The organism is Cupriavidus sp. 01L43, from assembly GCF_056399925.1.
In genome coordinates this window covers 87,159-110,632 of sequence record NZ_JBFTSH010000005.1, presented here as the reverse complement: position 1 = coordinate 110,632, position 23,474 = coordinate 87,159, and the positions used below count along the sequence as shown (strand labels likewise).

Genomic DNA, 23,474 nt, shown 5'->3' with positions numbered 1-23,474 from the left:
TCAGAACGGCGCCGCCAAGGTCAGCCGCACTCCCTGCTGCAATCCGCCCATGCCGAACATCACGTTGTAGTCCAGTCCGAAGCGCATCGAGCGGGTGCGCAGCTTGGCGCCCAGACCCACTTGCACGCGGTCGCGACCGTACGGCGAGCCGTTCACGGTGTAGGCCGGCCCGGCGCCGGCCAGGTCGGCATAAGCCAGCCCGGCCCCGCTCTGGCCGTTGAAGTCGTGCTGGAACTCGACCCGCGCGAACGGCAGGAACAGGCCCCAGCGCGTGGGCTGCGCGTACTCGGTGCGCAGGCCCAGCGTGCCGGACACCGCGGTCACGGTCTGCCCGAAGTAGGTCAGCGAACTGAAGCCGGCGCCCGTTTCCGAATACCGGTCGAGCGTGCTTTCCGAGACCGACAGGCGGCCGTAGGGCGACACCAGCCACGCCGAGTCGCGGTACTCGTAGCCGGTGGAGACCGAGGCGAAGACCTGATGCCCGTCGCGGCTGCCATAGGCGAAGGCGCTTTCGTCGCCCACCCAGCGGCGCGAATCGAAATTCAGCGAGCCGTAGCCGGCCACCCCGTCGATAAACAGCGAGGGCTTCGGGCGATAGCTGCCGTAGAGCGCCACGCTGAAGGCGTCGGCCTTGCTTTGCGTGCCGGAGGCCCCGACGTCCGTCGAATCGCGCCCGTAGCCAAAGCCGAGGCCGAGCGTGAATTCGTCCGAGAACCGGTAGTCCGCGCCGGCGGTCACGCCGCCCGTGGTGAAGCGGAAGCCGGACCGTTGCGCCGTGGTGTTGGCGAAGCCGAAGTCCACCGTGCCGGCGGTCCAGAAGGCCAGGCGGATATCGTCGTTGTCCGGCGTCGGCGCAGCGCCGGTGTTCGGCAGGTCTGGTGCGGTGCCCTCGCCGGTGCCATCGCCGGTGCCATCCCCGGCGCCGGCTTCGGCGGCCACCGCGGCCTCGCGCGATCCCGCTCCCCTATCCATCCCACCGCGCCGGCCCGTGTCGGCCAGCCGGCTCGCGGGCAGCACGCCGCGCAGGCAGGCATCGCGCGCGGTCAGGTTCTGCTCGGACTCGCAGCGCCGCGTATCGCCCTCGGTGCGCGGCATCTGCACCGTGATCTGGTTGCCGGACGGCGCCCGGCCCTTGCCGTGCAGCTGCTCCAGACGCTGGTTGTAATTGCTGAGCTGCGCCGTCGCAAAGCGGCGCGCGGCCTGGATCTGGGCGTTGATCAGGCCCGAGACGTCCGGGTCGGTCGACGGATCGCGGCGCGCGGCCACGCTCAGCTCGAGCACGGCTGGCGACGAGGTGGCGATGGCATTGCTCAGCGTGTAGGTCACCACGGCGGCGCCCGAGAACGCGGCAGCCGGCGTGAACGTCACCGTGTAGCCGGCGGCGGCAGCCACCTGCTTGTCCGCGCTCGCGGGGCTCTTGGCCGCGCTGGCGGCCACGGTGGCACTGCCGGCGTTGGCCGGCGTCACCGAGACGATGGTCACGCCCGTGAACGGGCCACCCGTGGCGCCCTCGGTCACGTCCACGCTGACCGGCCGGTTGGCGAGGGTCGAGAGCTGCCGCTGGGCCACCGCGATCGGCACCGCGTTCACGGTGACGGTGACCGTCACCGGCGCCGAGGCCCCGGCGCTATTGTTCAGCGCGTAGGCGAACGTCACCGCGCCCGAGGTGGTCGGCGTGGGGGTGTAGACGATGTCCAGCCCATTGACGACCACGCTGCCACTGGCCGGCGGCGTGGTGATCGCCACGCCCGAGAACGGCGCGCCCGTGGCGTTGGCGGCGGCATGGATCGTCACTGGTCCGTTGGAGGCCGTGGTCACCGCCACTGGCGGCGCTGTGGGAATCGTCTGCGCCGTGGCCAGCGTGAAGCTGCGGGTGGTGGTGAATGGCGCGCCCACCCCCGTGCTGCTGTCCATGATCTTCACGGTAAAGGTGGAGGCGCCCGGCGTGGTCGGGGTACCGCTCAGCACACCAGTGCTCGCGTTCAACGACAATCCGGGCGGCAGCGTGCCGGCCGAGATGCTGAAGGTGTAGGGTGCCACACCGCCAGCGCCGGTCAGCGTCTGGCTGTAGGCGGTGCCGAGGGTCGGCGTGGGTAGCGTGGCGGGCGACAGCGTCAGCGTGGGCGTTCCCACGATCAGCGTGTAGGGCCGGCTGCCCGTGTATGGGCCGCCGCCGGTGCTGCTGTCCGTGGCGGTTACGGTGAAGGTGAAGGCGCCACTCGCTGTCGGCGTCCCCGACAGCAAGCCCGCCGGGGACAGCGTTACGCCAGCCGGCAGCGCCCCGCTGGTCACGGCATAGGTATACGGCGCCGTGCCCCCACCTGCCGTCAGGACCTGGTTGTAGGGCGCACCCACGGTGCCGTTTGGCACGGCCGTCGGACTCATGGTCACCATCGGCACGCCGACGGTCATCGCGTAGCTCTGCGTAGTCGAGAAGCCTGCGGTGTCGGTCGCGGTGATGCTGAAAGCGACAGCGCCGCCCCCAGTTGGCGTGCCCGCTAACACCCCACTCGGGCTTAGCGCCAGCCCGGACGGGAGCGTACCGCTCGTCACGGCATAGCTGTACGGCGCGGTCCCGCCGCTTGTCGACATGGTCTGGCTGTAGGCGATGGCGACCACGGGAGCAGGCAAGGTGCTCGGACTCACCGAGAGGATTGGCGGAAGGACCAACAGCACCAGCGTATTGCTCGTCTTGGAGAACGGGCCGACGCCCGTGCTGCTGTCGGTCGCTTTGACCGTGAAGACGTAGGTGCCGGCGCTCGTGGCCGTGCCGGCCAGCGTACCGTTGGAGGCGAGGCTGATCCCAGACGGCAGTGCGCCCGAGGCGAGCGTATAGGTGTACGGCGCGGCGCCGCCGGACGCCATGGCCAGCGACTGGCTGTACGGCACGCCTGCGGTGGCGGCGGTTGGCGAGGGCAGCGCATAGCTGATCGTCGGCGGTGCGACCGTTATCGTGACAGTGGCCGGCGTCGAGGTACCCGAACCGTTCGAGGCCGTGTAGGTGAAGCTGTCCGGGCCGGCATAGCCGGCCATCGGCGTATAGCTGATGGACGTGCCCGACGTCATGACAGTGCCGTGGGCGGCTGGCATCGCTACCGCGACGCTGGTAGCCGCACCACCGCTCAGCGCCAGCGTGATCGGGTTGTTGTTGCTCCCGTAGGCCACCACAGCGGAGACGGCTCCCGCCGTGGGCAGCGGGGTGAAATAGGTGAATTGGTCCGCGGCGCTGGTGGCGCTGGTACCCTCTGCCGTGGTCACGGTCACATCGACCGTGCCGGCGGCCCCGGGGGGCGCTGTGGCGGTGATATTCGTCGAACTGCCCACGACGAAGCTGGCCGAGGTCGCGCCGAACCTGACGTCGGGTATGCCTGTGAAATCGGTCCCGATGATCGTCACAATCGTGCCGCCGGCGGTGGATCCGCTGGAAGGGCTGATCGACGTCACCGTGGGCGGCACCGCCCATGCCAGTTGCGCGACAGCCATCATCCACAGCGCCAGGATCGTTCCCAGCCATCGCCGGAAGACCCTCGCCATGCCCGTGGAACCTGCGCGCGCCACCCCTGCGGCGCCGTGCTGGCAACCGCCTCGTTTTTTGTTGTTTTGCACCCGATTTCTCCCGCAACCCCGCTTTTATTTAGGGGGCTGTTCTTTTTTCAGACCGGGCAGACCATAAGCGAAAGTGGCGCCTACGACATCCCCCTATTGGGTACTGTCGCCCGTGCAGCGGCCGCTTTGTCCATTTTTCACAACGGACTCGCCAATCAAAAATTCCTGAAAATTCCTCTTGAAATGAGATCGATTCCCATTTACACTGCTTTCACTGTCTGACGAACGGCACCGCCGGCGCAGACAAAACAGTTTTCAGGGCGTGGCAGCAATGCGGCGCCTGTTACCGACTTTTGTGGGGACCGCTCCGACACACGGAGCGTTTGGTAGTAGCCAGTCGCAGGAAGATCGGGAAAACATCCAGACCCCGTTTTCCCGATCGCGTCATCCTGCGACAAGCCAGGCCACCTTTTTATTCCGCGCGCCGTCAGGCACGGCGCGCCGCCCGGGACGGGCTGCCAGTCTGCGTCGTCCGGCCCGGGTGCTTCTCGCCTGATTTCCAGCACGCCTCGGCCGGTGGGCCATCGATACCTCGATACCCGCGCCCACCGCCTTCGGAATCCTCGTGGAGTCAACTAACTGAGCGCACCCCGCCCGGTGCGAGCCGCCGCATGTCCCTGTCATCCGTGAAGTCCAGCCCTACCCCTCTCCAACGCGCCGGCCTCAAAGCCACGTCGCCCCGCATGCATGTGCTGGAGGCGTTCCGGCGCAGCGACCGCCGCCACCTGAGCGCGGAAGATGTCTACCGGATCCTGCTGGCGCAGGAAGTGGATGCGGGCCTGTCCACGGTCTATCGCGTGCTGAACCAGCTGGTGCAGGCCAATATCCTCCTGCGACACACCTTCGAGGCCGACCACGCCGTGTTCGAGCTGAACGAGGGCGGCCACCATGACCACCTGATCTGCGTGAGCTGCGGGGTGGTGGAGGAATTCCGTGACGAGGGGATCGAGCAACGCCAGCGCAAGGTGGCGGCCGAGAATGATTTCGAGCTGCGCGAGCACATGCTGGTGCTCTATGGCCTGTGCCCGGCCTGCCAGGTGGTGCCGGGAAGCGAGTAATCGGCCGGGCAGAAGTGCCGGCCGGATCTCTTACAGAATTGGCCGATTCTGTTACAAATGTGCGTGAATAGTAATACGCCAGATGGGTAGAGTGGAGTCATAACCTCTCACCCCCTGGTGAATACTATGAACAAGCGTCCTCTTTCCCTGCTGGTTTTCGTCGCTGGCGCCGCCGCGCTGGCGGCCTCCACTGCCGCCATGGCGCGCGTCGATATCGACGTCAACCTCGGCGCGCCGGCCCCGGTCTACGTGGCACCCGCTCCCGTCTATGTCGAGCCCCGTCCGGCCCCGGTCTACATGCCGCCGCCGCCGGTGGTCTATCGTCCGGCGCCGGTGGTGGTGGCGCCGGTCGTGATCGGCTGGCATGGCGATCGCTACTGGGATGGCGGCCGCTGGTATGACCGCCGCCAGTACCAGGCGTGGCATCGTCACGACAACGGCCATGGCTATGGGTATGGCCGCGACCGTCACGATGACCATCGCGGCCATGACGACCACCGCGACCATGGTGACCGTGGCGACCACCGCCACTAAGTCAGACCAATAAGTCAGACCAATAAGCCAGTCGTCAGGAGCTTGCCGCAGCGGGCTTGACCGCCAGCGCGGCCGGCTTCAGCACCAGCCAGACCGCCGCGCCGATCAGCAGCATGCCGGCGGCATGCGCCCACGACAGCGTCTCGCCCAGGAACATCCAGCCCCAGACGATGCCGAACGGCGGAATCAGGAAGGTCACCGTCAGCGACCGCACCGGGCCCAGATCCGCCACCAGCCGGAAATACAGCACGTAGGCGATGGCCGTGCAGACCATGCCGAGGCCGAGCATGGCCGCCCACACGCCCAGGCCAGCGGCCGGCAGCGTGTTCTCGCGCACCAGCGCGGCCAGGCTGAACGGCAGCAGGAACAGCGTCGCGCCGACCATGCTGCCCGCCGCCACGAGCCGGTTATCCAGGCCGCCGCGCGCGGTGATCCAGCGGCGCGTCAGGAAGCCGGCCAGCCCGTAGCACGAGGTCGCCACCAGGCAGGCCAGCGCGCCGAGCAACACATCGTGCGAGAACACCACCGGGCCAGTGCGCGTGAGCACCGCCACCCCGGCCAGCCCGATCAGCACCCCCATCCCCTTGGCGCGCGTCAGCTTCTCGGCGAAGAACAGACTGCCGATCAGCACGCCCATCAGCGGCGTCATGGCGTTGAAAATGGCCGAATAGCCCGCCGGCAGCCACAACGCAGCCACCGAATACATCACGAACGGGATACCCGAGTTGATGATGCCCAGCGCGATCACCGGGCGCCACTTGCCCTGCATGTCCCATTTCACTTTCATCAGCATCAGGCAGGCCGCCAGCGTGACGGCACCGATCAGCACGCGGAAGAACGCTGTCGGCAGCGGCCCCAGCACCGGCGCGCCGATGCGCACGAACAGGAAACTGGCGCCCCAGATGGCGGACAGCGACAGCAGACGAATCAGGTCGGAAGGTTTCATGGGCTTCGTGAGAAGCAACGACTCGGGCGCCTGCCGCGAAACCGTTGCGCATTGGATACAAAACGACGAAAAATCGATCGATATGCCCCGTGCCGTAGGTTGATCGAACAACACGGCGCGCGACACCGTACTGCCATTACACCGCGCCCGACGGCAGGCTGCGCGCTGGAATCGGACCTGATCCTGACCACGAAAATGGCCAGAGAACACGCGCTAAAAGTCGCAAAGTCTGCCCATAAGTGGGGCAAAGATCACCATTGTTGCGGAATCGCTGCAGAATCTCTTTCGGATGCCTTTCATACCTACCCCCCATATGTGGGGAGCCCTAGCACAGGGCGTGACATCGCGTATTCGATTCCGCTAAACTCTGTTCTGCGCCAGAGTTAATTGACCCCTCCGACGCATTCCCGACAAGCCGCCAGGCAACCCTGGCGGCTTCTTTTTTTTCTGCCGTCGGAAAGCGCCTATCGTATGCGACTTCGGCATCTCTTGGGCAGCGCCGCAGCGCGCGCGGTAAAATCCGCGTCAACCGCCAGTCCCCCCTTTGCGTTGCCTGCCTCATGAAACGACAGTTCCTCGGCTTGTTAGCCCGCGTCTACGTCTTGCAATTCGCCATGGAGGTGCCCGCCACCGTGGCCATGCTTGCAGAAATGCTGATGGAGTACGGATTCCAGGTGGATATCGGCACGGTGCGGCCTTTGCTGCGCGCGTTGCAGATGGATGGGTATCTGGAAAGTGTATTGCGCGACGGTATCGGGCGGGTCTATCAGCTGACCGAACAGGGACGCGAGGAACTGGCGAGCAGCCGGCTGCGCATCGACGAACTGTACCGCCGGCTCCATTCGCCCAACGGCGAGGACGCGGCGGCGTCCATCGTCAACGGCTGAGCCCCGACTGATCCCCAGACAAGACAAACCCGGCTGTGCGCCTGAGCGCCAGCCGGGTTTTTTCATGGCCAAAGCGAACCTGAAGCGTACCCGTTTCTGCGGCGCCGGATGAGTGCCGGAGGGGCCTCAGGCGACGCGCGAGAAGCCGTCCCCGGCCAGCAGCAGGTCGCGCAGCGCGTTCAGCCCCAGCGGTTGGGAGAACAGGAAACCCTGTACCGCGTCGCAGCCCTCGCCACGCAGGAAATCCAGCTGCGCGGTCGACTCCACACCTTCCGCCACCACGTGCAGGTGCAGTTGATGGCCGAGCGCGATGATGGCGGCCGCCACCGCGCGGTCGTGGCCGGGCATGGCCAGGTCATCGACAAATGACTTGTCGATCTTGAGCTTGCTGATCGGCAGCCGCGTCAGGTAGCCCAGGCCCGAATAACCCGTGCCGAAGTCGTCGATGGACACACTCACGCCCAACTGGCGCACGCGCCGGAACGACTCGATCGTGGTCTCGCCGCCATCCACGAGAATGCCTTCGGTGACCTCGATGGTCAGGCTCGGGGCCGGCAGGCTGGCCGCCTGGAGGCAGCGCGCGACGGTCTCCGGGAAGTCCGCCCGGCGCAGTTGCAAGGGCGAGATGTTCACCGCCACGTCGATGTCGCGGCCCAGTTCGTTGCGCAGGGTCTGGATGTCGCGGCAGGCGGTGGCCAGCGTCCACTCGCCCAGCGCGTCGATCATCCCGCACTGCTCGGCAATCGGGATGAATTCGGATGGCTGCATCACACCGCGCTCGGGGGTTTCCCAGGCGATCAGCGCCTCCACGCCCACCACGTTCAGCGTGGCGAGGTCGACGATGGGCTGGTAGCGCAGCCGGAACTCCTGCTCGGCCAGCGCGCGGCGCAGCAGCGCCTCGATGGTAAAGCGGGTCAGCGAAGCCTCGGCCATCTCGCTCGCAAAGCGCCGCAGCTGCGCCCGGCCGCCGCGCTTGGCCGCGTACATGGCCGAATCGGCGGATTTCAGGAGGTCGGTCAGCGTCTCGCCATCATCGGGATAGATCGCCATGCCGAGCGAAGGCGTCACCCGCAGCGGCTGCCCGGCCAGGTGCCCGGCCAGCTGCAAGCCTTCGGAGACGCGCGCCAGGATCTTGGCCGCCGTCAGTTCGGCCTCGCTGTCATGGCGCAGGCCGCCCAGCACCACGGCGAATTCGTCGCCGCCCATGCGTGCCACCACGTCGCGCGGCTGCACCGTGCCGCGCAGGCGCTGGGCAATCGTGCGCAATACGTCGTCGCCCACCGGGTGCCCGAGGGTTTCGTTGATGTGCTTGAAGTGGTCGAGGTCGAGCAGCAGTAGCGCCACGCGCTCGCCATGGCGGCGCGCATCGTCGAGGACGGCCTCGGTGCGGCTGTGCAGCGCGGCGCGGTTCAGCAGCCCGGTCAGCGCATCGTGCTGCGCCAGATGGCGGATGTACTCGTCCACGCGGCGGCGTTCGGTCTGGTCCTGCGTCGCCTGGGCCTGGGTCACCTGCCCGGACGCCCGGCGGCTCCACCACGCCCGCGCCGCCCAGCCCGCCAAAGCGCCGCCCGCTGCAACCAGCAGCCAGGGCAGAACGGGCAACCACGCGGACAAAGTCATGAAGGCAGGATAAAAGACGGTGGAAAATGGCGCCGGCCCCCCCTCGTTTGGGGGGCAATTTCGACACGCCGGCCGCACTATACCGTGCCGGCCCAACGGCGCACAGTGCTTCCGCACACACATGCGCGGGCCGCCAGCAGAAATGCGCGGCCGTTGTCAACGCCGTTTCCCCCGGCTGACTCAAACGGGTGATGCGTGATAGGTTCCCCCGCTGCCGCACCCCGGAATCAGGCACGGGAAGTGCGTGAGCAGCATTGTTTTCCACTCCCGCGCGCCCTCGCCCTCCGTATTGCCCGCGTTTGTCAGCATGCCCCGCATCCAACCCTCCCTGAAGGCGCGCATCGCGCTGATCACCACGGTGCTCGCCGCCGTGCTGGGGACGGGCATCGTACTCGGCTCGCTCTATTACGCGCACCGGGACCTGGAGGACGCCCTCCAGAACCAGCAGGACTCCATCGTCAAGCTTTCTGCCGACCAGCTCGACACGGCCATGGACGACCGCATCGTGATGCTGGCCCATATGGCACCGCAGATCGGCGCGGTGCTGGAGGGCGCACACGGCCGGGCTCGGGAGGACGTACGCGCCGACCTGCTCGACGTCATCGGCAAGACCATCCCGGTGCCGGCGGCGTTCAATTCGGTGGTGGTGACCGATGCCACGGGCAGCGTGCTGACATCCTCCGGCCCGCCGATCGAGGTGGCCGACCGCGACTACTTCCGCGAGGCGGTGCGCACGCTGAACCCGGTGGTGGCCGCGCCGATCCACGCGCGCGTCGATGGCACGATTGGCGTGCTGGTGGCGATGCCGGTGGTCTCGGCGTCGAAGCAGTTCCTCGGCCTGGTGGGCGGCTGGCTCGATCTGTCGCGCTCGAACTTCCTGGTCGAGATCGCGCGTAGCCGGCTGGGTAGCACCGGGTTCTACTGTCTGGTGTCAGCGGGTGCCAAGCCGGTCTACGTGCAGCATCCGGACACCCGCCAGGCCCGCCAGCCGGCCCGCGCCGTGGGCGACACCTGCGGCGAGACGGACCAGACTGCGACGTTCGAATTCCTGATGCCGGAACGGCCCGTGATCGCGCGCTACCTGATGTCCACCACGGGCTGGGAGTTGATCGCCGTGCTGCCCGCGCGCGAGGCCTACGCGCCCTTGCGCCAGATGCAGCGACGCTTCCTGATGATGGCGGGGCTGGTGCTGGGCGGCGTGGCACTGGCGATCTGGCTGGCGGTGCGGCGGCTGCTCATGCCGCTGTCGCGGCTGCACCAGGTGGTGCAGGCCAGCGCCGACGACGCCGACGCCTTCGAGCGCCTGCCGCGCCGCCCCCAGCGCGATGAAATCGGCGACGTAACGCGCGCGTTCATCCGCCTGATGCGCGATGTGCGCCAGCGCGGCCAGCAACTGGCGCGCAGCGAGCGTCGGCTGCGCGCGGTCACGGACAACCTGCCTTCGCTGCTGGCCTTTGTCGACAACGACGAGCGCTACGTCTTCAACAACATCGCCTACGAGCAGGCATTCGGCATGCCGGTGGAGGCGATCCGGGGCAAGACTGTGCGGGAGCTGCTGGGCGAGGAGCGCTACGCGCTGGCGCGCCCCTTCCTGCAACAGGCGCTGGCGGGCGCGGTGATCACGTTCGAGAGCGAATACCGCACGCCGCAGCCGCACTGGATGGAAATGAGCTACCGCCCCGAATGGAGCGAGGACGGCAAGCAGGTGGTGGGGGTGCACATCCACGTGCAGGACATCACCCAGCGCAAGCTGGAGCACCAGCGGCTGGCGCGGATCTCCCAAACCGATCACCTGACGCAGCTCGAGAACCGGAGCGCCTTCGAGAGCCAGCTCCACGCGGCCATGGCGCGCAGCCGTGATGAGAATAGTCTGATAGCGCTGCTGTTCCTCGACATGGACCGCTTCAAGGCGGTGAACGACGCGCACGGCCATGCCACGGGCGACATGCTGCTGCAGTCGTTCGCCCTGCGCGTGCGCCGCTGCGTGCGCGACCAGGACCACGTCGCACGGCTGGGCGGCGATGAATTCGCGGTCATCCTGGAAGACATCCCCTCGCCCGCCACGGCCCAGCGCATTGCCGAGTCCATCCTGGACTCCATCGGCCAGCGCTTTTACTTCGACGGCGTGATGGCCGATGTGGACGTCAGCATCGGCGTGGCGCTCTATCGCGGCAGCCCGATGACGGACGAGACGCTCAAGCGCATGGCGGACGCGCTGCTCTACCGCGCCAAGGCGCTCGGCCGGGGCCGCTACGAGATTGGCCCGGCGGAGCTGATGGCGCTGGAAGCCTGACGCCCTGAAGGGGCATCACCGGCGGACTTTCGGCGCTGAAAGCGCCACCCGCCCGGGGGCTCAGTGCTTGGTCGAGTCGTCGGACGCGTCCGATGCCTGCGGCGCGGCCTCGTCGAACGGCACGTGCCGGCCATCGGCCGACTGGTAGCCCAGCCGCGCGCTCTCGCCCATCATCCGCTCGTAGGCCAGCATGGCCTCGGCCACCGCCTGGGGTTCGCCCTTGAATACGACTACATCGTTGCCGCAGCTCGGGCACTCGCCGCCGAATACGGCGTCGATGCCGCGCAGGCCGGGGGCCGGAATCGCATCGAAATTGGTGAACGAGGTCTTGCACGCGCCGCAGACCAGTTGTGCGGGCCGCAGGGCGTCGATTCGTGCCTGCGCCTGCTGCGCCCGTTCCTCGGGCGTGCCCCGCCGTTTTGCTTCACCCATGATGCCGTCCTTTCTCGCAGCTTATCGCTGCCAATTTGCAACTTCTTCACGCTTCTCCGGCCATTCAAATCGATGGACCGGAACTATCCAACGCTGACGGCGCCGAACCTGAGGCGGCCATTGTAGACCACGCCACATTGCGGCAGGACGCCGAGGCGCCTGCTATTGTGGATAACGGTTGCTGGTTGTCGACCACCCACCCCCAAGGAGGACACCCGATGATTCGACCCACAGTGCGAGAGAATTTTGACCGGTATGCCGACTGTATCGCCGCCTGCAATGCCTGTGCGGCCGCCAGCCTGAAGTGCGCGGCCGCCTGCCTCGAGGAGCAAGACGCCCGGAAGATGACCCGCTGCATCGCCCTGGACATGGACTGCGCCGGCATCTGCACCCTCGCCGCCTCCTACATGCTGCGCAATAGCGAATTTGCTCCCCTCGTCTGTGAAGACTGCGCCGAAGTATGTAAATGGTGCAAGGAAGAATGTGAACGACATGACCATTGGCACTGCCAGGAATGCGCCGCGGCGTGCCAGGCCTGCATGGAAATGTGCCTCAAGATGACCGCCTGACCCGCCGGCATCGACAGCAATATCCACGGCAATCTAACCGCCTGACGGCGAAAGGGGCTTCAGCGCGAATGTGACGCGGGAAGGCTATGCTAGCAGTCCTGCCTGATCCTGCAGCCTTCCCTCAAGGAGTCCGTCCATGTCCGCCAAGCCCGCAAACCCCTCGTCAGCCACCCGCATCGAAAAAGACAGCCTCGGGGATGTGGCCGTGCCGGCCGATCATCTCTGGGGCGCCCAGACCGAGCGCTCCCGCCAGAATTTCCGCATCGGCACTGAGAAGATGCCCCCGGCGCTGATCGAGGCGTTCGCCGTGCTCAAGCTCTGCGCGGCCCGTGCGAATCGCGACCTGGGCGTGCTGAAGCCCGAGATTGCCGAAGCCATCGAGCAGGCCGCCGAGGAAGTCATCGCCGGCAAGTGGCCGGCCGAGTTCCCGCTCTCGGTCTGGCAGACCGGCTCGGGCACGCAGACCAACATGAACCTCAACGAGGTGATCTCCAACCGCGCCATCCAGCTGCTGGGCGGCGAGGTCGGCAGCAAGAAGCCGGTTCACCCGAACGACCACGTCAACGCGAGCCAGTCGTCCAACGACAGCTTTCCCACGGCGATGCACATCGCCGCCACGCGCGCCATCCAGCAGACGCTGCTCCCCTCGCTCGAAAAACTGCAACAAACCTTCGCAAAGAAGGTGGAAGCGTTTGCCGACATCGTGAAGGTGGGCCGCACGCACCTGCAGGACGCGGTGCCGCTGACCCTCGGCCAGGAATTTTCCGGCTACATGACGCAGGTGGCGGACGCGCAATCGCGCCTGCAACAGGCCATGCTGCGCGCGATGCCGGTGGCGCAGGGCGGCACGGCCGTCGGCACCGGCCTGAACGCGCCCCCGGGATTCGCCGCCGCGTTTGCCCGCTCGCTGGCCGGCTACACCGGCCTGCCGTTCGAGCCCGCGGCGAACCGCTTCGCGCTCCAGGCCGCCCATGACGCGCTGGTCGATCTGTCGGGCGCGCTGAACACCACGGCGTCGTCGTTCCTGAAGATCGCGCGGGACTTCATGCTGCTCGGCTCGGGCCCGCGCGCCGGGTTTGCCGAACTGCAACTGCCGGCCAACGAACCCGGTTCGTCGATCATGCCCGGCAAGGTCAACCCGACCCAGGCCGAAGCCCTCGCCATGGTCTGCTGCCGCATCATCGGCAACCATACGACGGTGACGCTGGCCAACAGCCTCGGCACGCTCGAACTCAACGCCTACAAGCCGGTGATCGTCTATAGCCTGTTGCAGTCTGTGGTACTGCTGGCCGATGCAGCGTCGAGCTTCGCCGAACACATGGTGGAAGGCGTGGAGCCCGACCGCGCGCGCATCCAGGAACTGCTCGAACGCTCCCTGATGTCCGTGACCGCGCTGAACCCGCATATCGGCTACGACAAGGCCGCCGAAATCGCCAAGCTGGCCGTGAAGAAAAACCTGTCCCTGCGCGAGGCCGCCATCGCCTCCGGCCACGTCACCGAGGAACAGTTCGGCCAGTGGATCGACTTCAAGGGGATGACGAAGGAGGTGTGAGCGCCCGGCTGGAAGGCGGTCAGCCCACGACCGCCACCAACCCTGCCACGCCCAGCGCCAGCGCCGCCAAGGCATCGCCGGCGATCAGCCCGCCGCCCACCAGCGAGGTCGTGCTCATGTCCTCGGGCAGCGCGGCATCGCCGGCGGGCGCCGAGCGGTATTTCGCCACGCTGTTCGCCACACTATTCACCACGCTGGCCAGCACCCCGCCCGCCGCCATCCACGCAGCGGCCGGCAGGTTCACGAAGCCCCCGAACGACGACGCGTACGGCGACGGCAGCACGGCGGCATCGAGCAGGAAATCGACGGTCTTGCCGGTGCCGCCGGACTGCGCGAAGCGCCGGTAGCGGGCCGATGCGCGGATCGTCTTGCGCGCGACCTCGGTCACCAGGCCGATACCCACCCCGATCCACACCGCCAGCCGCTGGTAGGGCCGGTCCTCGGTCATGCTGCGCAGCGCGCCGACGATCTTGTAGGTCATCGCCGAGGTCCAGCGCGCCGGCTGCTGGTCGGCCGGCAGCAGGGTCTGGTCGAGCCGCAGCACCGGATACGCCTGCATGAACAGCCGCGCCAGCAGCACCGCCAGCACCGCGCCCACGACGATGCCGGCCACCTGATAGCCGAACTGCGTCATCCGGTTGGTGCCGAGCCGCCAGCCGGTGGAGCGGTCCTGCTGCATGTCGCACGCCTCGGCCGTGGAGACGAGCAGCACGGTCGCGGCGATCAGGCCGATATGGGGCTCGCGCAGCCCCACGGCGGCCATCAGGATCACCGTGAGCACGAAGGCCGACGAGATCGGATTGGAGTCCACCATGCCGACCGAGATGCCGTTGACCAGCGCGAACACCAGCACCAGCGCCACGGCCATCAGCTGGTAGCCCACCGGCTGGCCGAACCACACCGCGCCGGCCGCCACCACCGCCGCGCCCCAGACCACCACCCAGAGCCAGATCCAGCGCATCGGCAGGCCGCGTTGTTGGGGGGCGGGGGCCGGCACCGGGTTGGCCGGCTGCCGCTCCCGCCAGGCCCGCACGAGCAGCATCGACACATCGATCAGCGCCGCGCCCATGATCATGCCCAGCGCGATCAGGAAGGTGATCTTGCGATAGGGGTCGCCCGGCGCCAGCCAGCCAATCGACACGAAATACGGCGTCAGCGCCCATCCCGCCAGCCCCCCGACCAGCGCCGCGATACCGATGCGCGCGCCGACGATCATCCCGGCGCCGAAGGTGGACGCGGACAGGTCGATGGCGCCCAGCCACGCCACGCGCGAGACCCCCACCCCGGCCACCGCCCCAAGCGCGATGCCGCCACCCAGCCGCGCCACCGAGCGCCGCAGCAGCACCGGGTCCGTCAGCGCGCGCAGGATGTTGGCCACGGCCAGCCCGGACGGGAACGTCAGCTGCATGCGGTCCACCAGCAAGGGCGTGTAGAGCATGCCCACACCCACGCCATACATGCCGATGCACAGCATGTAGCCGATCAGGTGCCAGAGCGGCGGCGCATCCATGCCCATCCAGCCCATCGCCTGGATCACCACGACCATCCCGCCCATCCCGGCCACGGACGCCGCCGCCGTCTGGATGTAGTTCGCCCCATGCCGCCCCGCCGCGCCATAGCCCGCCGTCACCGCCGAACCCAGAATGCCGGCCAGCACCTGCCCGCCAATAAAGAACCCGAGCGAGAAGTTCATATAGGCCGCCGCCACGCAGCCGAGCGGCCCAAGCACCAGCATCCCCGCCGCGCCAAGCAGGGCGTGGTATTGCCAGGTATCAGGGGCGGGCAGCCAGCGCCAGCGGGGAGTGGTGAGGAGGGTGGACATGAGATTCCGGACGCGAATGCTCCCAAGCATAGTGGCGCGGACGCCACCGTGCGGTGAAGGCATGGTATCTATACGAAAACCGCCTATTTATGTCCTGTTACTGTATAGATAAGCTGGGCACCCGCAGGATCTGCACATATAATGACCAAATCTGTCCATTTATCGTAGAGATAATGATCCTCAGTGCCTTGTTGGCCACCCTGGAGCATTGGGATCGCGCCGGCATCTGGAGCTTTTCGCTTCCCGTCCTCAGCCAGCTTTTTGGGGAGTCCGGCGACACGCTCAACAAGTCGCTGTCCCGTCACCAGCGCACCGGGATGATCGAGCGGATCGCCCGTGGGCTCTATATCAATCCGCGGGCGCGCTCCCTGCCGCCCGACGTGCTCAGCGCCCTGCCGGCGTTCCTGCGCCCGTGGGACCTTAACTACCTGAGCCTCGAATCGGCGTTATCCGAGGCGGGATGGCTGTCGCAACTCCCTTCGCGGCTGACGCTGATGACGACAGGCCGCAGCCAGACGTTCCACACGCCGTACGGGACGCTCGAATTCACCCATACGGCGCGGCACATCGACACCCTGCGCGACGATCTCGTCTTCGATGCACGGCGCAAAATGTATGTCGCCAAGCCCGAACGCGCGCTGAAGGACCTGCGCCGCGCCGGGCGCAATGTCGATCTCGTGCAGATTCCCTCGCAGTCTCCCCATTCGGACCATGCCATTTCGCACCCGTACTGATCTCCTGGCACTGGCCGGCCGATACGCCACCGAGCGGCGCGTGCCGGCGGGCACGATCGCCAAGGAAATCCTCCACTACGAAATCCTCTACGCCCTGCTGCAGAGCGGCGCGGCCGCCGCGCTGACCTTCCAGGGCGGCACCGCGTTGCGGCTCTGCTATCAGGGCACGCGCTATTCCGAGGACCTGGACTTCGTTGCCGGACGCGCATTCGATCCTACTGTCATGGCGCCGTTCGAGGCCCTGCTCCGGCGGGAAATTGCCAATGCCTACGGCCTGGAGGTGGAGATCCGCACGCCCGCGAAGGATGCGGCCCCGTCGGACGTTCACGTCGCGCGCTGGAGCGCACGCGTGCAGATGCCACAGGCCGACCGCAGCGTGCCGCAGGGTCAGGTCATCCATATCGAGGTTACCAATGTGCCGGCGCACGATCCCGATCTGGTCGCGGTCAGCGCCAACTATCCGCACTTGCCGGAACCCCTCCGCCAGATGATCGTCACGGCGGAGACGCCGCGCGAAATCCTTGCCGACAAGATGGTGGCACTGGGCGCCCGCCCCTACATCAAGGCGCGCGACGTCTGGGACATCAAGTTCCTGACGGACCGCCAGCTCACGCCTGACATGGCGCTGATCGGCAGGAAGCTGATCGACTATGGCTGGACCGTGCCGTCGTACAAAGACCGTCTGCGCGAGCGGCTGGCGCTCCTGTCCCAACCCGAGACGGCCAAGGCGTTCCACGCGGAAATGACGCGATTCGTCGATGCGGGCGTGGCGAGCCAGATCGCCAATCCCGCGCTGGCCGCGCAGTTCCTGCGGCGTGCGGAAACCCTGGCCCAGAAGGTACTCGACGCCGATCTCGCGGTCGCCTGATCCGGCCCGGATGGGGCCAAAGCGTACCCGTTTCTGCGCAGGCGTTTCCGCCGCCTTCCGCCTCCCCCGCCCCCAAACCGTACCCATTTCTGCGCGCCCCGACCCTTGCGTGGTCAAGCATTGATCCGGCGTCGGGCATAGAATGTCGCGTCGGTCCGCCGGCATCCTCCATTCACTTCCCTCGCCGTTACGTCATGAAGCCCGCCCTGCTTGTCCTGATCCAGCTCGAACCCGCTCATCTTGAACTCGTCTCCGCCCAGTACGACGTCCGCTACGCGCCCACGGCCGAGGGCCGGGCGGCGGAGGTGGCGGCGCACGGCAAGACGTTCCGCGCCGTGTTGACCAATGGCACGGTCGGCCTGACTGCTGCCGAGATCGCGGCCATGCCGGCTGTGGAGGTGGTGTGCGCGCTGGGCGCCGGCTACGAGAACATCGACCTGGCCGCCTGCCGGGCGCGCGGGATTGCCGTGGGTAACGGCGCGGGCACCAACGACAGCTGCGTGGCCGACCACGCCATGGCGCTGCTGCTGGCCACCGTGCGCCGCGTGCCGGCGCTGGACCACGCCACGCGCGACGGCATCTGGCGCAACACGCTGCCGCTGCCGCCGAACTTCTCGGGCAAGCGGCTCGGCATCGTCGGCCTTGGCACCATCGGGCGGCGCATTGCCCAGCGCGGCCAGGGCTTCGACCTCGAAATCGGCTATCACAACCGCCGCGCGCGCGAGGACGTCTCGTTTTCGTACTTTGCCGATGTGGGCGCGCTGGCCGAGTGGGCCGACTATCTGATCATCGCCACGCCGGGCGGCGCGGAGACGCGGCATCTGGTCGATACGCCGGTGCTGCGCGCGCTGGGGCCGCACGGCTACCTCGTCAATATCGCGCGGGGCAGCGTGGTGAACACGGCGGCGCTGGCCGATGCCTTGCGCGCCGGCGAGCTGGGCGGCGCCGGGCTCGATGTCTATGAGAGCGAGCCGCTGCCGCCCAAGGAATTGTTCGATTGCCCGAACGTGGTGCTGACCCCGCACATGGCCGGCTGGTCGCCGGAAGCGGTGCTGGCGTCGGTCAGCCAGTTCCTGGAGAACGCGCGCCGGCACTTCGCGGGCGAGCCGCTGTTCGCGCCGGTCGGCTAAGCACCGACAGGCTCAGGCCGCGACGGGGAAAGTCACGCGCACGCGCAGCCCCGGCGCGGCGTCTTCCAGCGCCACGCGGGCGCCGTGCGACTGGACGATCTCGGCCACGATGGCCAGCCCCAGCCCGCTGCCGCCCGTGGGCGCCTCCGGTACGCGGTAGAAACGGTCGAACACGCGCGCGCGTTCGTCGGCGGGAATGCCCGGGCCGTTGTCGCTGACCTGCAGTTCCACGCCGCCATCAGACAACCTCGCCACCCGCACATCGATCCGCCCGCCGGCCGGAATGTAGTGCAGGGCGTTGTCGATGAGATTGGTCAGCAGGATGCGCAGCGCGTCTGCATCGCCCCGCACCATGGCGCCTTCGGCAGCATCGGCCTCCAGCCCCAGGTCGATATCGCGGTCGATGGCCGCCTGGGACATTTCCGCGATCACCCCCGCAGCCAGCGCGCGCAGGTCCACCGGCTCATGCGGCGGCGGCGCGGCGCCGGGCTCCTGCCGCGCCAGCGTCAGCAACTGCGCGACGAGGTGCGTCAGCCGCTCCAGCCCCTGCCGCAACTGCGACACGGCTTCCTGCCGGGCCGGCGCGCTGTCGGCGCGCTCCACCAGTTGCGCCTGCAATTGCAGCGCCGCCAGCGGCGTGCGCAGCGCGTGGGCGGCGTCGGCCACGAAGGCGCGCTGGGTGTCGATGGCCTGCGCCAGCCGCGCCAGCAACTGGTTCAGCGCGTCGGAAAGCGGGGCGATTTCGTCCGGCATCTGGCGCAAGGCCAGCGGCGCCAGCGTGTTGGCGTCGCGCGCGCGCACCTCGGTGGCAATCTCGCGCAGCGGGCGCAAACCCCGTCCCACCGCCATCCAGATCAGCCATGCCAGCAGCGGCAGCAACAGCAACAGCGGCGCCACCGTGCGCAGCGCCATATGCGCGGCCAGTGTGCGGCGCGCGCTCATCGGCTGGGCGATCTGGACCACGGTCGGCCCCAGCTGCACGCTGTAGATGCGCCATTCGCCGGAATCCGTCAGCACGCTGGAGAAGCCGAGTTCCGCGCGTGGCGGGAGCACCGGGTGGGAGTGAGACAGGTAGAGACTGCGGCCCGTGCCGTCCCAGATGTGGATGACCACGTCCTCGTCCGCATGGAGCAGGTCCGCGCTGGCGCCGCTGCCATTGCCGCCGTCGAACGGCGGCGCCATCGGGCTCGGGAACTGGCTCGGCAACGCCGCCGCCACCTGCTTCATCTGGTAGTCGAACAGCGCGTTGGCCTCCTGCCGGGCCTGCGCGTAGATCAGCCCGGTGGCCACGGCGATGCCCGCCGCCAGCCCGGCGGCCAGCCACCACAACAACGTACGTTGGATCGAGCGCATCAGGACAGATGCTCCTCGTCGGCGCCGTCTTGCTTCGGCACCATGTAGCCCACGCCACGAATATTGCGGATCAGGGCGGCGCCGAACTTGCGGCGCAGCGCGTGGATGTAGACCTCGACCGTGTTGCTGCCCACCTCGTCGTCCCAGCCGTAGAGGCGCTCCTGCAGTTGCGCCACCGACCAGACCTGCCCGGGGCGCGCCATCAGCGCGGAGAGCAGCGCGAACTCGCGCGCGGACAGCCGCACCGCCGTGCCGGCCTGCGTGGCCTCGCGCGTGGCGGGGTTGAGCACGATGTCGCCGTAGCGCAGCAGCGGTTCGGCACGGCCCTCGGCCCGGCGCGCCAGCGCGTGCATGCGCGCGGCCAGTTCCTGGAGGTCGAAGGGCTTGACGAGGTAGTCGTCCGCGCCGGCGTTGAGGCCGGCCACGCGGTCCGCCACGGCGTCGCGGGCGGTCAGGATCAGCACCGGTGTGCGCACGTTGCGGGCGCGCAGCGTCTTGAGCACTTCCAGGCCCGAGCGGCGCGGCAGGCCGAGGTCGAGCAGCACGAGGTCGTAGCCGCCGTCGGCGCGGGGGCCGTGCTGGTCAGACGCGGCGTCGAGGCCGGCATCGCCATCGCGCACCCAATCGACGGTAAAGCCCTCCTGGCGCAGCGCCACCTTCACGCTTTCGCCAATCATGGCGTCATCTTCCACCAGCAATACACGCATGTCGGGATCAATCAGTCAGGGGTGGGCGGCGCCGGCATGGCGCATGTCGCCCTCCAGGCGGTCTGCCAGCGCGCGCGCCAGCCCGGGCAGCGCCGGGTAGGCGGCCGTGATCACGTAGACCGGGATGTCGGCCAGATAGGCGCCCATGCGGCCCTTGGCGGCGAAGCGCGCGGCGAACGGCGAGGCCCGGAAGGCATCGACGAAACGCGGCACGATACCGCCGCCGAGGTAGACCCCGCCGCGCGCACCGAGCACCAGCGCGACATCGCCCGCCACCGAGCCGAGCAGGCCGCAGAACGCCGCGAAGGCGCGCTGGCACAGCGGGTCGCCGGTCTTGATCGCACCATCCGTGACCTCGGCCGGCGTCAGTGGCTGGGCCAGAGGCGTACCCGTTTCTGCGACCAGCGCGGCATGGATCTGGGACAGGCCCATGCCCGACAGCATCCGCTCCGCCGAGACCCGGCCCAGATGCTGATGGGCGTAGCGCCAGGCGATCCACTCGTCGTCGGTGTCCGGCATGATTTCGATATGGCCGCCCTCGCCGGCCAGCGCCACCGCGCCGCCGCCGGGCGCGGGGACCAGTCCCGAGACGCCCAGCCCCGTGCCCGGCCCCAGCAGCGCGCGTGGCGCCGTGGGCACCGCCGTGCCGTCGCGCACCAGCGCGAGGTCCTCGGCGGGCAGGTAGGGTAGCCCCAGCGCCAGCGCGGTGAAATCGTTGATGGCGACCAGCGTGTCGAAGTTGAGTGCGCGGCGCGTGGCGTCGATCGAGAACGCCCAGTTGTGGTTGGTCAGCTTGACGTGGTCGCCGGTCACCGGATTGGCCAGACCGATGGCCGCATGGCGCGGGCGCGGCAGGTCGTGCAGGCCGCGCAGGTACTGCTGCATGGCGGCTTCGAGCGACGGAAAATCCGCCACCTTCAGCGCGGTGACCGCACCAATTCGCAGCGGCGCCGTCTCCAGCGCCATCCGCACGTTGGTGCCGCCCACGTCGGCCAGCAGGCGGGGAAACGAGTCGGCTTGCGAATCAGGAGGAGACATCGGGACCCTTTGTCGAAAACGAACGTTGGCGGGCGATCAGGTACGGAACACGTCCACGCCATGGCGGTGGCGCGCCAGCACCAGGCTCACCGGCAGCGCCGGCGTGGGCGCCTGGAGCGCGCGGGCCAGCACCTCGGCCTTCTTCTCGCCCGTGATGGCCAGGAAGGTGCGTTCGGCGGCCAGCAGCGCGGCGAGGTTCAGCGTCACGCGGGCGTGGTTCGCGCTGGTCGGATGGGTGACGAGGAAACCGGGCTTCGGCTCGGACAGCGCGGTCTGCAGCTCGGGCGCCTCCGGGAACAGCGACGCCGTGTGCCCATCCTCGCCCATGCCGAGCACCACCACGTCCGGCTGCTGGAAGCGTTCGTTGAGCCGCGCCACGGCGCGCTCCGGCTGGGACGCCTCGGCGGCATCCTCCACCAGCGGCACCCAGGCCGCCACGCCCGCGGCCTCGCGCAGCAGGTTGTGGCGCACCAGCGCGCCGTTGCTGTCGGGATGGTCCGGCGGCACCGCGCGCTCATCCACCAGCGTCACGGTCACGGCGTCCCAGCGGATGGGCCGATAGCGCAACCGCTCGAACATCGGCACCGGCGAGCGCCCGCCGGACACCGCCAGCACCGCCCAGCCCTTGGCCTGGATCACCAGATCCAGCGCATGGCCGATCGAGAGGGCCAGCGATTCGGCCTGATCCATCACGGAGGCATGTTCGTACTGGCGCATGATCGGTCCCTTTTATATATAGACAGGCGGTGGGTCAGACTTCCTCGTGCCAGAGCGCTTTGTCGCGCGACATCAGCGCCGACGACGCCGCAGGCCCCCAGGTGCCGGCGGTATACGACTTGGGCGGCACGGTGCTGTCGGCCCAGGTGTCGATGATCGGCTCCACCCAGCGCCACGCCTGCACCTGCTCGTCACGACGCACGAACAGGCCCAGCCGGCCGCGGATCACGTCCAGCAGCAGGCGCTCGTAGGCGCCGGCGCGGCGCACCTTGAACGAGTTGGCGAAGTCCAGGTCGAGCGAGGTGGGGGTCAGTTCGAGGGTATCGCCCGGCTGCTTGACCAGGAAATACAGCTTGATGCTTTCCTCGGGCTGGAGCTGGATCACCAGCCGGTTCTGCGGCGACAGCGTCAGCGGCTTGGGGAAGATGGCGTGCGGCACATCGCGGAAGTGGATCACGATCTCGGCCACGCGCGACTGCATGCGCTTGCCGGTGCGCAGGTAGAACGGCACGCCCTCCCATCGCCAGTTGGCAATCTCGGCCTTGATGGCGACGAAGGTCTCGGTGCGGCTGTCCGGGGCGATGCCCGGCTCGTCGATATAGCCCGGCACCGGCTTGCCGCCGACCGCCCCGGCGCGGTACTGGCCGCGCACGGTCTTCTCGGCCACGTCCTGCGGCTGGATCGGCCGCAGCGCCTTCAGGATCTTGATCTTCTCGTCGCGGATGGCGTCTTCCGACAGGCTCGCCGGCGGCTCCATCGCCACCATGCACAGCAGTTGCAGCAGGTGGTTCTGCACCATGTCGCGCAGTGCGCCGGTGCGGTCGTAGAAGTCGCCGCGCGACTCCACGCCCAGTTCCTCGGCGATGGTGATCTGCACGTCCTGCACCCATTCGCGGCGCCACAGCGGCTCGAACAGCGCGTTGCCGAAGCGGATCGCCATCAGGTTCTGGACCGATTCCTTGCCCAGGTAATGGTCGATCCGATAGATCTGGTCTTCGGCGAAATACTTCGCCACGGAGGAATTGATGGCCTCGGACGAGTCCAGGTCGTGCCCCAGCGGCTTCTCCAGCACCACGCGCACGTTGGGCGTGTTCAGGCCGGTGCGGCCCAGCTGCTCGCAGATCGGCACGAAGATATGGGGGGCAGTGGCCAGGTAGCAGACCACCACCTCGGGCTTGCGGGCCAGCACCTTCTCGGCGAGGGCGTCGAAGTGGGCGGGCTCGCGCGCGTCGGCCTGGACGTAGCAGATGCGTTGCAGGAACGAGGCCCAGGCGTCGGGCGGCGCGTGCTCCAGCGCGGGCCGCACGGTGTCTTCCAGCGTGGCGATGTACTGCTCGGTGGTCTGGGCGTGACTGCCCGTGGCGAGGATGCGCGCGGACGGATGCAGCACGCCGCAGCGGTGGGCGTCGAAGAGGGCCGGCAGCAGCTTGCGCCGTGCCAGGTCACCGGTGCCGCCGAACAGCACCATGTCGAAATCGGGCATGCTCACCCTGGGCTCCTTGCGGGGGGAAGTGGGCGCCCCGGCCTCTACTGAGTGCCGGCGAGGGGCGGATAAGTTCCGGCCATGTTACGTCACTCGCCCGGGATTGGGCAGTGGGCGGGGCGGAT

General features: G+C 68.1%; 20 protein-coding genes. 10 read left to right on the top strand and 10 right to left on the bottom strand.

The window, feature by feature from the left end:
* Positions 1–3,534 (bottom strand): autotransporter domain-containing protein, encoded by a 3,534-nt coding sequence (locus AC1DP9_RS11115; protein ID WP_477107351.1) that lies wholly within the window; start codon positions 3,532–3,534, stop codon positions 1–3.
* 36 nt (positions 3,535–3,570) lie between these two features.
* Here AC1DP9_RS11115 and AC1DP9_RS11110 point away from each other — a divergent pair, with 36 nt between their 5' ends.
* From AC1DP9_RS11110 to AC1DP9_RS11100, 3 genes are all read left to right on the top strand, one after another.
* Positions 3,571–3,828, top strand: a complete 258-nt coding sequence (locus AC1DP9_RS11110) for a hypothetical protein (protein WP_477107350.1) — start codon at positions 3,571–3,573, stop codon at positions 3,826–3,828.
* A gap of 389 nt (positions 3,829–4,217) precedes the next feature.
* Positions 4,218–4,664, top strand: coding sequence for a ferric iron uptake transcriptional regulator (gene fur, locus AC1DP9_RS11105; protein WP_092294139.1), 447 nt, complete (start codon positions 4,218–4,220; stop codon positions 4,662–4,664).
* A 126-nt stretch (positions 4,665–4,790) separates the two neighbouring features.
* Positions 4,791–5,198 carry a PXPV repeat protein gene (locus tag AC1DP9_RS11100; protein WP_092294141.1) on the top strand — a complete coding sequence of 136 codons (408 nt, stop codon included), beginning with the start codon at positions 4,791–4,793 and terminating at the stop codon, positions 5,196–5,198.
* Positions 5,199–5,232: 34 nt separating this feature from the next.
* Here the strand turns inward: AC1DP9_RS11100 and AC1DP9_RS11095 are convergent, their stop codons facing one another.
* Complete coding sequence (locus AC1DP9_RS11095; protein WP_477107349.1) at positions 5,233–6,144, bottom strand: DMT family transporter; 912 nt, start codon at positions 6,142–6,144, stop codon at positions 5,233–5,235.
* A 560-nt stretch (positions 6,145–6,704) separates the two neighbouring features.
* Between AC1DP9_RS11095 and AC1DP9_RS11090 the strand changes: the two genes are divergently transcribed.
* Positions 6,705–7,031: a PadR family transcriptional regulator gene (locus AC1DP9_RS11090; RefSeq protein ID WP_092294144.1), complete on the top strand. Its 327-nt coding sequence runs from the start codon at positions 6,705–6,707 to the stop codon at positions 7,029–7,031.
* 126 nt (positions 7,032–7,157) lie between these two features.
* Here the strand turns inward: AC1DP9_RS11090 and AC1DP9_RS11085 are convergent, their stop codons facing one another.
* Positions 7,158–8,651 carry a putative bifunctional diguanylate cyclase/phosphodiesterase gene (locus tag AC1DP9_RS11085; protein WP_477107348.1) on the bottom strand — a complete coding sequence of 498 codons (1,494 nt, stop codon included), beginning with the start codon at positions 8,649–8,651 and terminating at the stop codon, positions 7,158–7,160.
* Between the two features lie 307 nt (positions 8,652–8,958).
* Here AC1DP9_RS11085 and AC1DP9_RS11080 point away from each other — a divergent pair, with 307 nt between their 5' ends.
* On the top strand, positions 8,959–10,944 hold the full coding sequence (locus AC1DP9_RS11080) for a sensor domain-containing diguanylate cyclase (protein WP_092294148.1): 1,986 nt from the start codon (positions 8,959–8,961) through the stop codon (positions 10,942–10,944).
* A gap of 60 nt (positions 10,945–11,004) precedes the next feature.
* Here the strand turns inward: AC1DP9_RS11080 and AC1DP9_RS11075 are convergent, their stop codons facing one another.
* Positions 11,005–11,376 (bottom strand): hypothetical protein, encoded by a 372-nt coding sequence (locus AC1DP9_RS11075; RefSeq protein WP_092294150.1) that lies wholly within the window; start codon positions 11,374–11,376, stop codon positions 11,005–11,007.
* A gap of 218 nt (positions 11,377–11,594) precedes the next feature.
* Here AC1DP9_RS11075 and AC1DP9_RS11070 point away from each other — a divergent pair, with 218 nt between their 5' ends.
* Together AC1DP9_RS11070 and fumC are read left to right on the top strand one after the other, a co-directional pair.
* The gene (locus AC1DP9_RS11070) at positions 11,595–11,945 is read left to right on the top strand and encodes a four-helix bundle copper-binding protein (protein WP_092294152.1); all 351 of its coding nucleotides are present in this window, start codon (positions 11,595–11,597) and stop codon (positions 11,943–11,945) included.
* A 136-nt stretch (positions 11,946–12,081) separates the two neighbouring features.
* Entirely contained in the window at positions 12,082–13,497 is a 1,416-nt protein-coding gene (fumC, locus tag AC1DP9_RS11065; RefSeq protein WP_092294154.1) for a class II fumarate hydratase, read from the top strand.
* Between the two features lie 19 nt (positions 13,498–13,516).
* Here the strand turns inward: fumC and AC1DP9_RS11060 are convergent, their stop codons facing one another.
* A complete protein-coding gene (locus tag AC1DP9_RS11060) occupies positions 13,517–15,319 on the bottom strand; it encodes an OPT/YSL family transporter (RefSeq protein ID WP_477107347.1) in 1,803 nt (600 codons plus the stop codon).
* Positions 15,320–15,492: 173 nt separating this feature from the next.
* Between AC1DP9_RS11060 and abiEi the strand changes: the two genes are divergently transcribed.
* The 3 genes from abiEi to AC1DP9_RS11045 all read left to right on the top strand — a co-directional run bounded on the left by abiEi (position 15,493) and on the right by AC1DP9_RS11045 (position 18,051).
* A complete protein-coding gene (abiEi, locus tag AC1DP9_RS11055; RefSeq protein ID WP_092294158.1) occupies positions 15,493–16,053 on the top strand; it encodes a type IV toxin-antitoxin system AbiEi family antitoxin in 561 nt (186 codons plus the stop codon).
* The gene (locus AC1DP9_RS11050; protein WP_477107346.1) at positions 16,031–16,921 is read left to right on the top strand and encodes a nucleotidyl transferase AbiEii/AbiGii toxin family protein; all 891 of its coding nucleotides are present in this window, start codon (positions 16,031–16,033) and stop codon (positions 16,919–16,921) included. The genes abiEi and AC1DP9_RS11050 overlap by 23 nt, the downstream gene beginning before the upstream one ends.
* 194 nt (positions 16,922–17,115) lie before the next feature.
* The gene (locus AC1DP9_RS11045) at positions 17,116–18,051 is read left to right on the top strand and encodes a 2-hydroxyacid dehydrogenase (protein ID WP_477107345.1); all 936 of its coding nucleotides are present in this window, start codon (positions 17,116–17,118) and stop codon (positions 18,049–18,051) included.
* Between the two features lie 12 nt (positions 18,052–18,063).
* Here AC1DP9_RS11045 and AC1DP9_RS11040 read toward each other — a convergent pair whose 3' ends face one another.
* From AC1DP9_RS11040 to zwf, 5 genes are read right to left on the bottom strand one after another with little or no spacing between them, the layout of a single operon-like run.
* A complete protein-coding gene (locus AC1DP9_RS11040; protein ID WP_477107344.1) occupies positions 18,064–19,404 on the bottom strand; it encodes a sensor histidine kinase in 1,341 nt (446 codons plus the stop codon).
* The gene (locus AC1DP9_RS11035) at positions 19,404–20,111 is read right to left on the bottom strand and encodes a response regulator (protein WP_477107343.1); all 708 of its coding nucleotides are present in this window, start codon (positions 20,109–20,111) and stop codon (positions 19,404–19,406) included. The genes AC1DP9_RS11040 and AC1DP9_RS11035 overlap by 1 nt, the downstream gene beginning before the upstream one ends.
* A gap of 15 nt (positions 20,112–20,126) precedes the next feature.
* On the bottom strand, positions 20,127–21,149 hold the full coding sequence (locus tag AC1DP9_RS11030; RefSeq protein ID WP_477107342.1) for a glucokinase: 1,023 nt from the start codon (positions 21,147–21,149) through the stop codon (positions 20,127–20,129).
* A gap of 36 nt (positions 21,150–21,185) precedes the next feature.
* Positions 21,186–21,866: a 6-phosphogluconolactonase gene (pgl, locus tag AC1DP9_RS11025; RefSeq protein ID WP_092294169.1), complete on the bottom strand. Its 681-nt coding sequence runs from the start codon at positions 21,864–21,866 to the stop codon at positions 21,186–21,188.
* 34 nt (positions 21,867–21,900) lie between these two features.
* Positions 21,901–23,349, bottom strand: a complete 1,449-nt coding sequence (zwf, locus tag AC1DP9_RS11020; protein ID WP_092294171.1) for a glucose-6-phosphate dehydrogenase — start codon at positions 23,347–23,349, stop codon at positions 21,901–21,903.
* Positions 23,350–23,474: the final 125 nt, after the last annotated feature.

Excerpts from the sequence above, each read along its gene's own strand:
- AC1DP9_RS11115 (WP_477107351.1), bottom strand. The coding sequence starts at position 3,534 with ATGGCGAGGGTCTTCCGGCGATGGCTGGGAACGATCCTGGCGCTGTGG.
- fur (WP_092294139.1), top strand. The coding sequence starts at position 4,218 with ATGTCCCTGTCATCCGTGAAGTCCAGCCCTACCCCTCTCCAACGCGCC.
- AC1DP9_RS11100 (WP_092294141.1), top strand. The coding sequence starts at position 4,791 with ATGAACAAGCGTCCTCTTTCCCTGCTGGTTTTCGTCGCTGGCGCCGCC.
- AC1DP9_RS11095 (WP_477107349.1), bottom strand. The coding sequence starts at position 6,144 with ATGAAACCTTCCGACCTGATTCGTCTGCTGTCGCTGTCCGCCATCTGG.
- AC1DP9_RS11090 (WP_092294144.1), top strand. The coding sequence starts at position 6,705 with ATGAAACGACAGTTCCTCGGCTTGTTAGCCCGCGTCTACGTCTTGCAA.
- AC1DP9_RS11085 (WP_477107348.1), bottom strand. The coding sequence starts at position 8,651 with ATGACTTTGTCCGCGTGGTTGCCCGTTCTGCCCTGGCTGCTGGTTGCA.
- AC1DP9_RS11080 (WP_092294148.1), top strand. The coding sequence starts at position 8,959 with ATGCCCCGCATCCAACCCTCCCTGAAGGCGCGCATCGCGCTGATCACC.
- AC1DP9_RS11075 (WP_092294150.1), bottom strand. The coding sequence starts at position 11,376 with ATGGGTGAAGCAAAACGGCGGGGCACGCCCGAGGAACGGGCGCAGCAG.
- AC1DP9_RS11070 (WP_092294152.1), top strand. The coding sequence starts at position 11,595 with ATGATTCGACCCACAGTGCGAGAGAATTTTGACCGGTATGCCGACTGT.
- fumC (WP_092294154.1), top strand. The coding sequence starts at position 12,082 with ATGTCCGCCAAGCCCGCAAACCCCTCGTCAGCCACCCGCATCGAAAAA.
- AC1DP9_RS11060 (WP_477107347.1), bottom strand. The coding sequence starts at position 15,319 with ATGTCCACCCTCCTCACCACTCCCCGCTGGCGCTGGCTGCCCGCCCCT.
- abiEi (WP_092294158.1), top strand. The coding sequence starts at position 15,493 with ATGATCCTCAGTGCCTTGTTGGCCACCCTGGAGCATTGGGATCGCGCC.
- AC1DP9_RS11050 (WP_477107346.1), top strand. The coding sequence starts at position 16,031 with ATGCCATTTCGCACCCGTACTGATCTCCTGGCACTGGCCGGCCGATAC.
- AC1DP9_RS11045 (WP_477107345.1), top strand. The coding sequence starts at position 17,116 with ATGAAGCCCGCCCTGCTTGTCCTGATCCAGCTCGAACCCGCTCATCTT.
- AC1DP9_RS11040 (WP_477107344.1), bottom strand. The coding sequence starts at position 19,404 with ATGCGCTCGATCCAACGTACGTTGTTGTGGTGGCTGGCCGCCGGGCTG.
- AC1DP9_RS11035 (WP_477107343.1), bottom strand. The coding sequence starts at position 20,111 with ATGCGTGTATTGCTGGTGGAAGATGACGCCATGATTGGCGAAAGCGTG.
- AC1DP9_RS11030 (WP_477107342.1), bottom strand. The coding sequence starts at position 21,149 with ATGTCTCCTCCTGATTCGCAAGCCGACTCGTTTCCCCGCCTGCTGGCC.
- pgl (WP_092294169.1), bottom strand. The coding sequence starts at position 21,866 with ATGCGCCAGTACGAACATGCCTCCGTGATGGATCAGGCCGAATCGCTG.
- zwf (WP_092294171.1), bottom strand. The coding sequence starts at position 23,349 with ATGCCCGATTTCGACATGGTGCTGTTCGGCGGCACCGGTGACCTGGCA.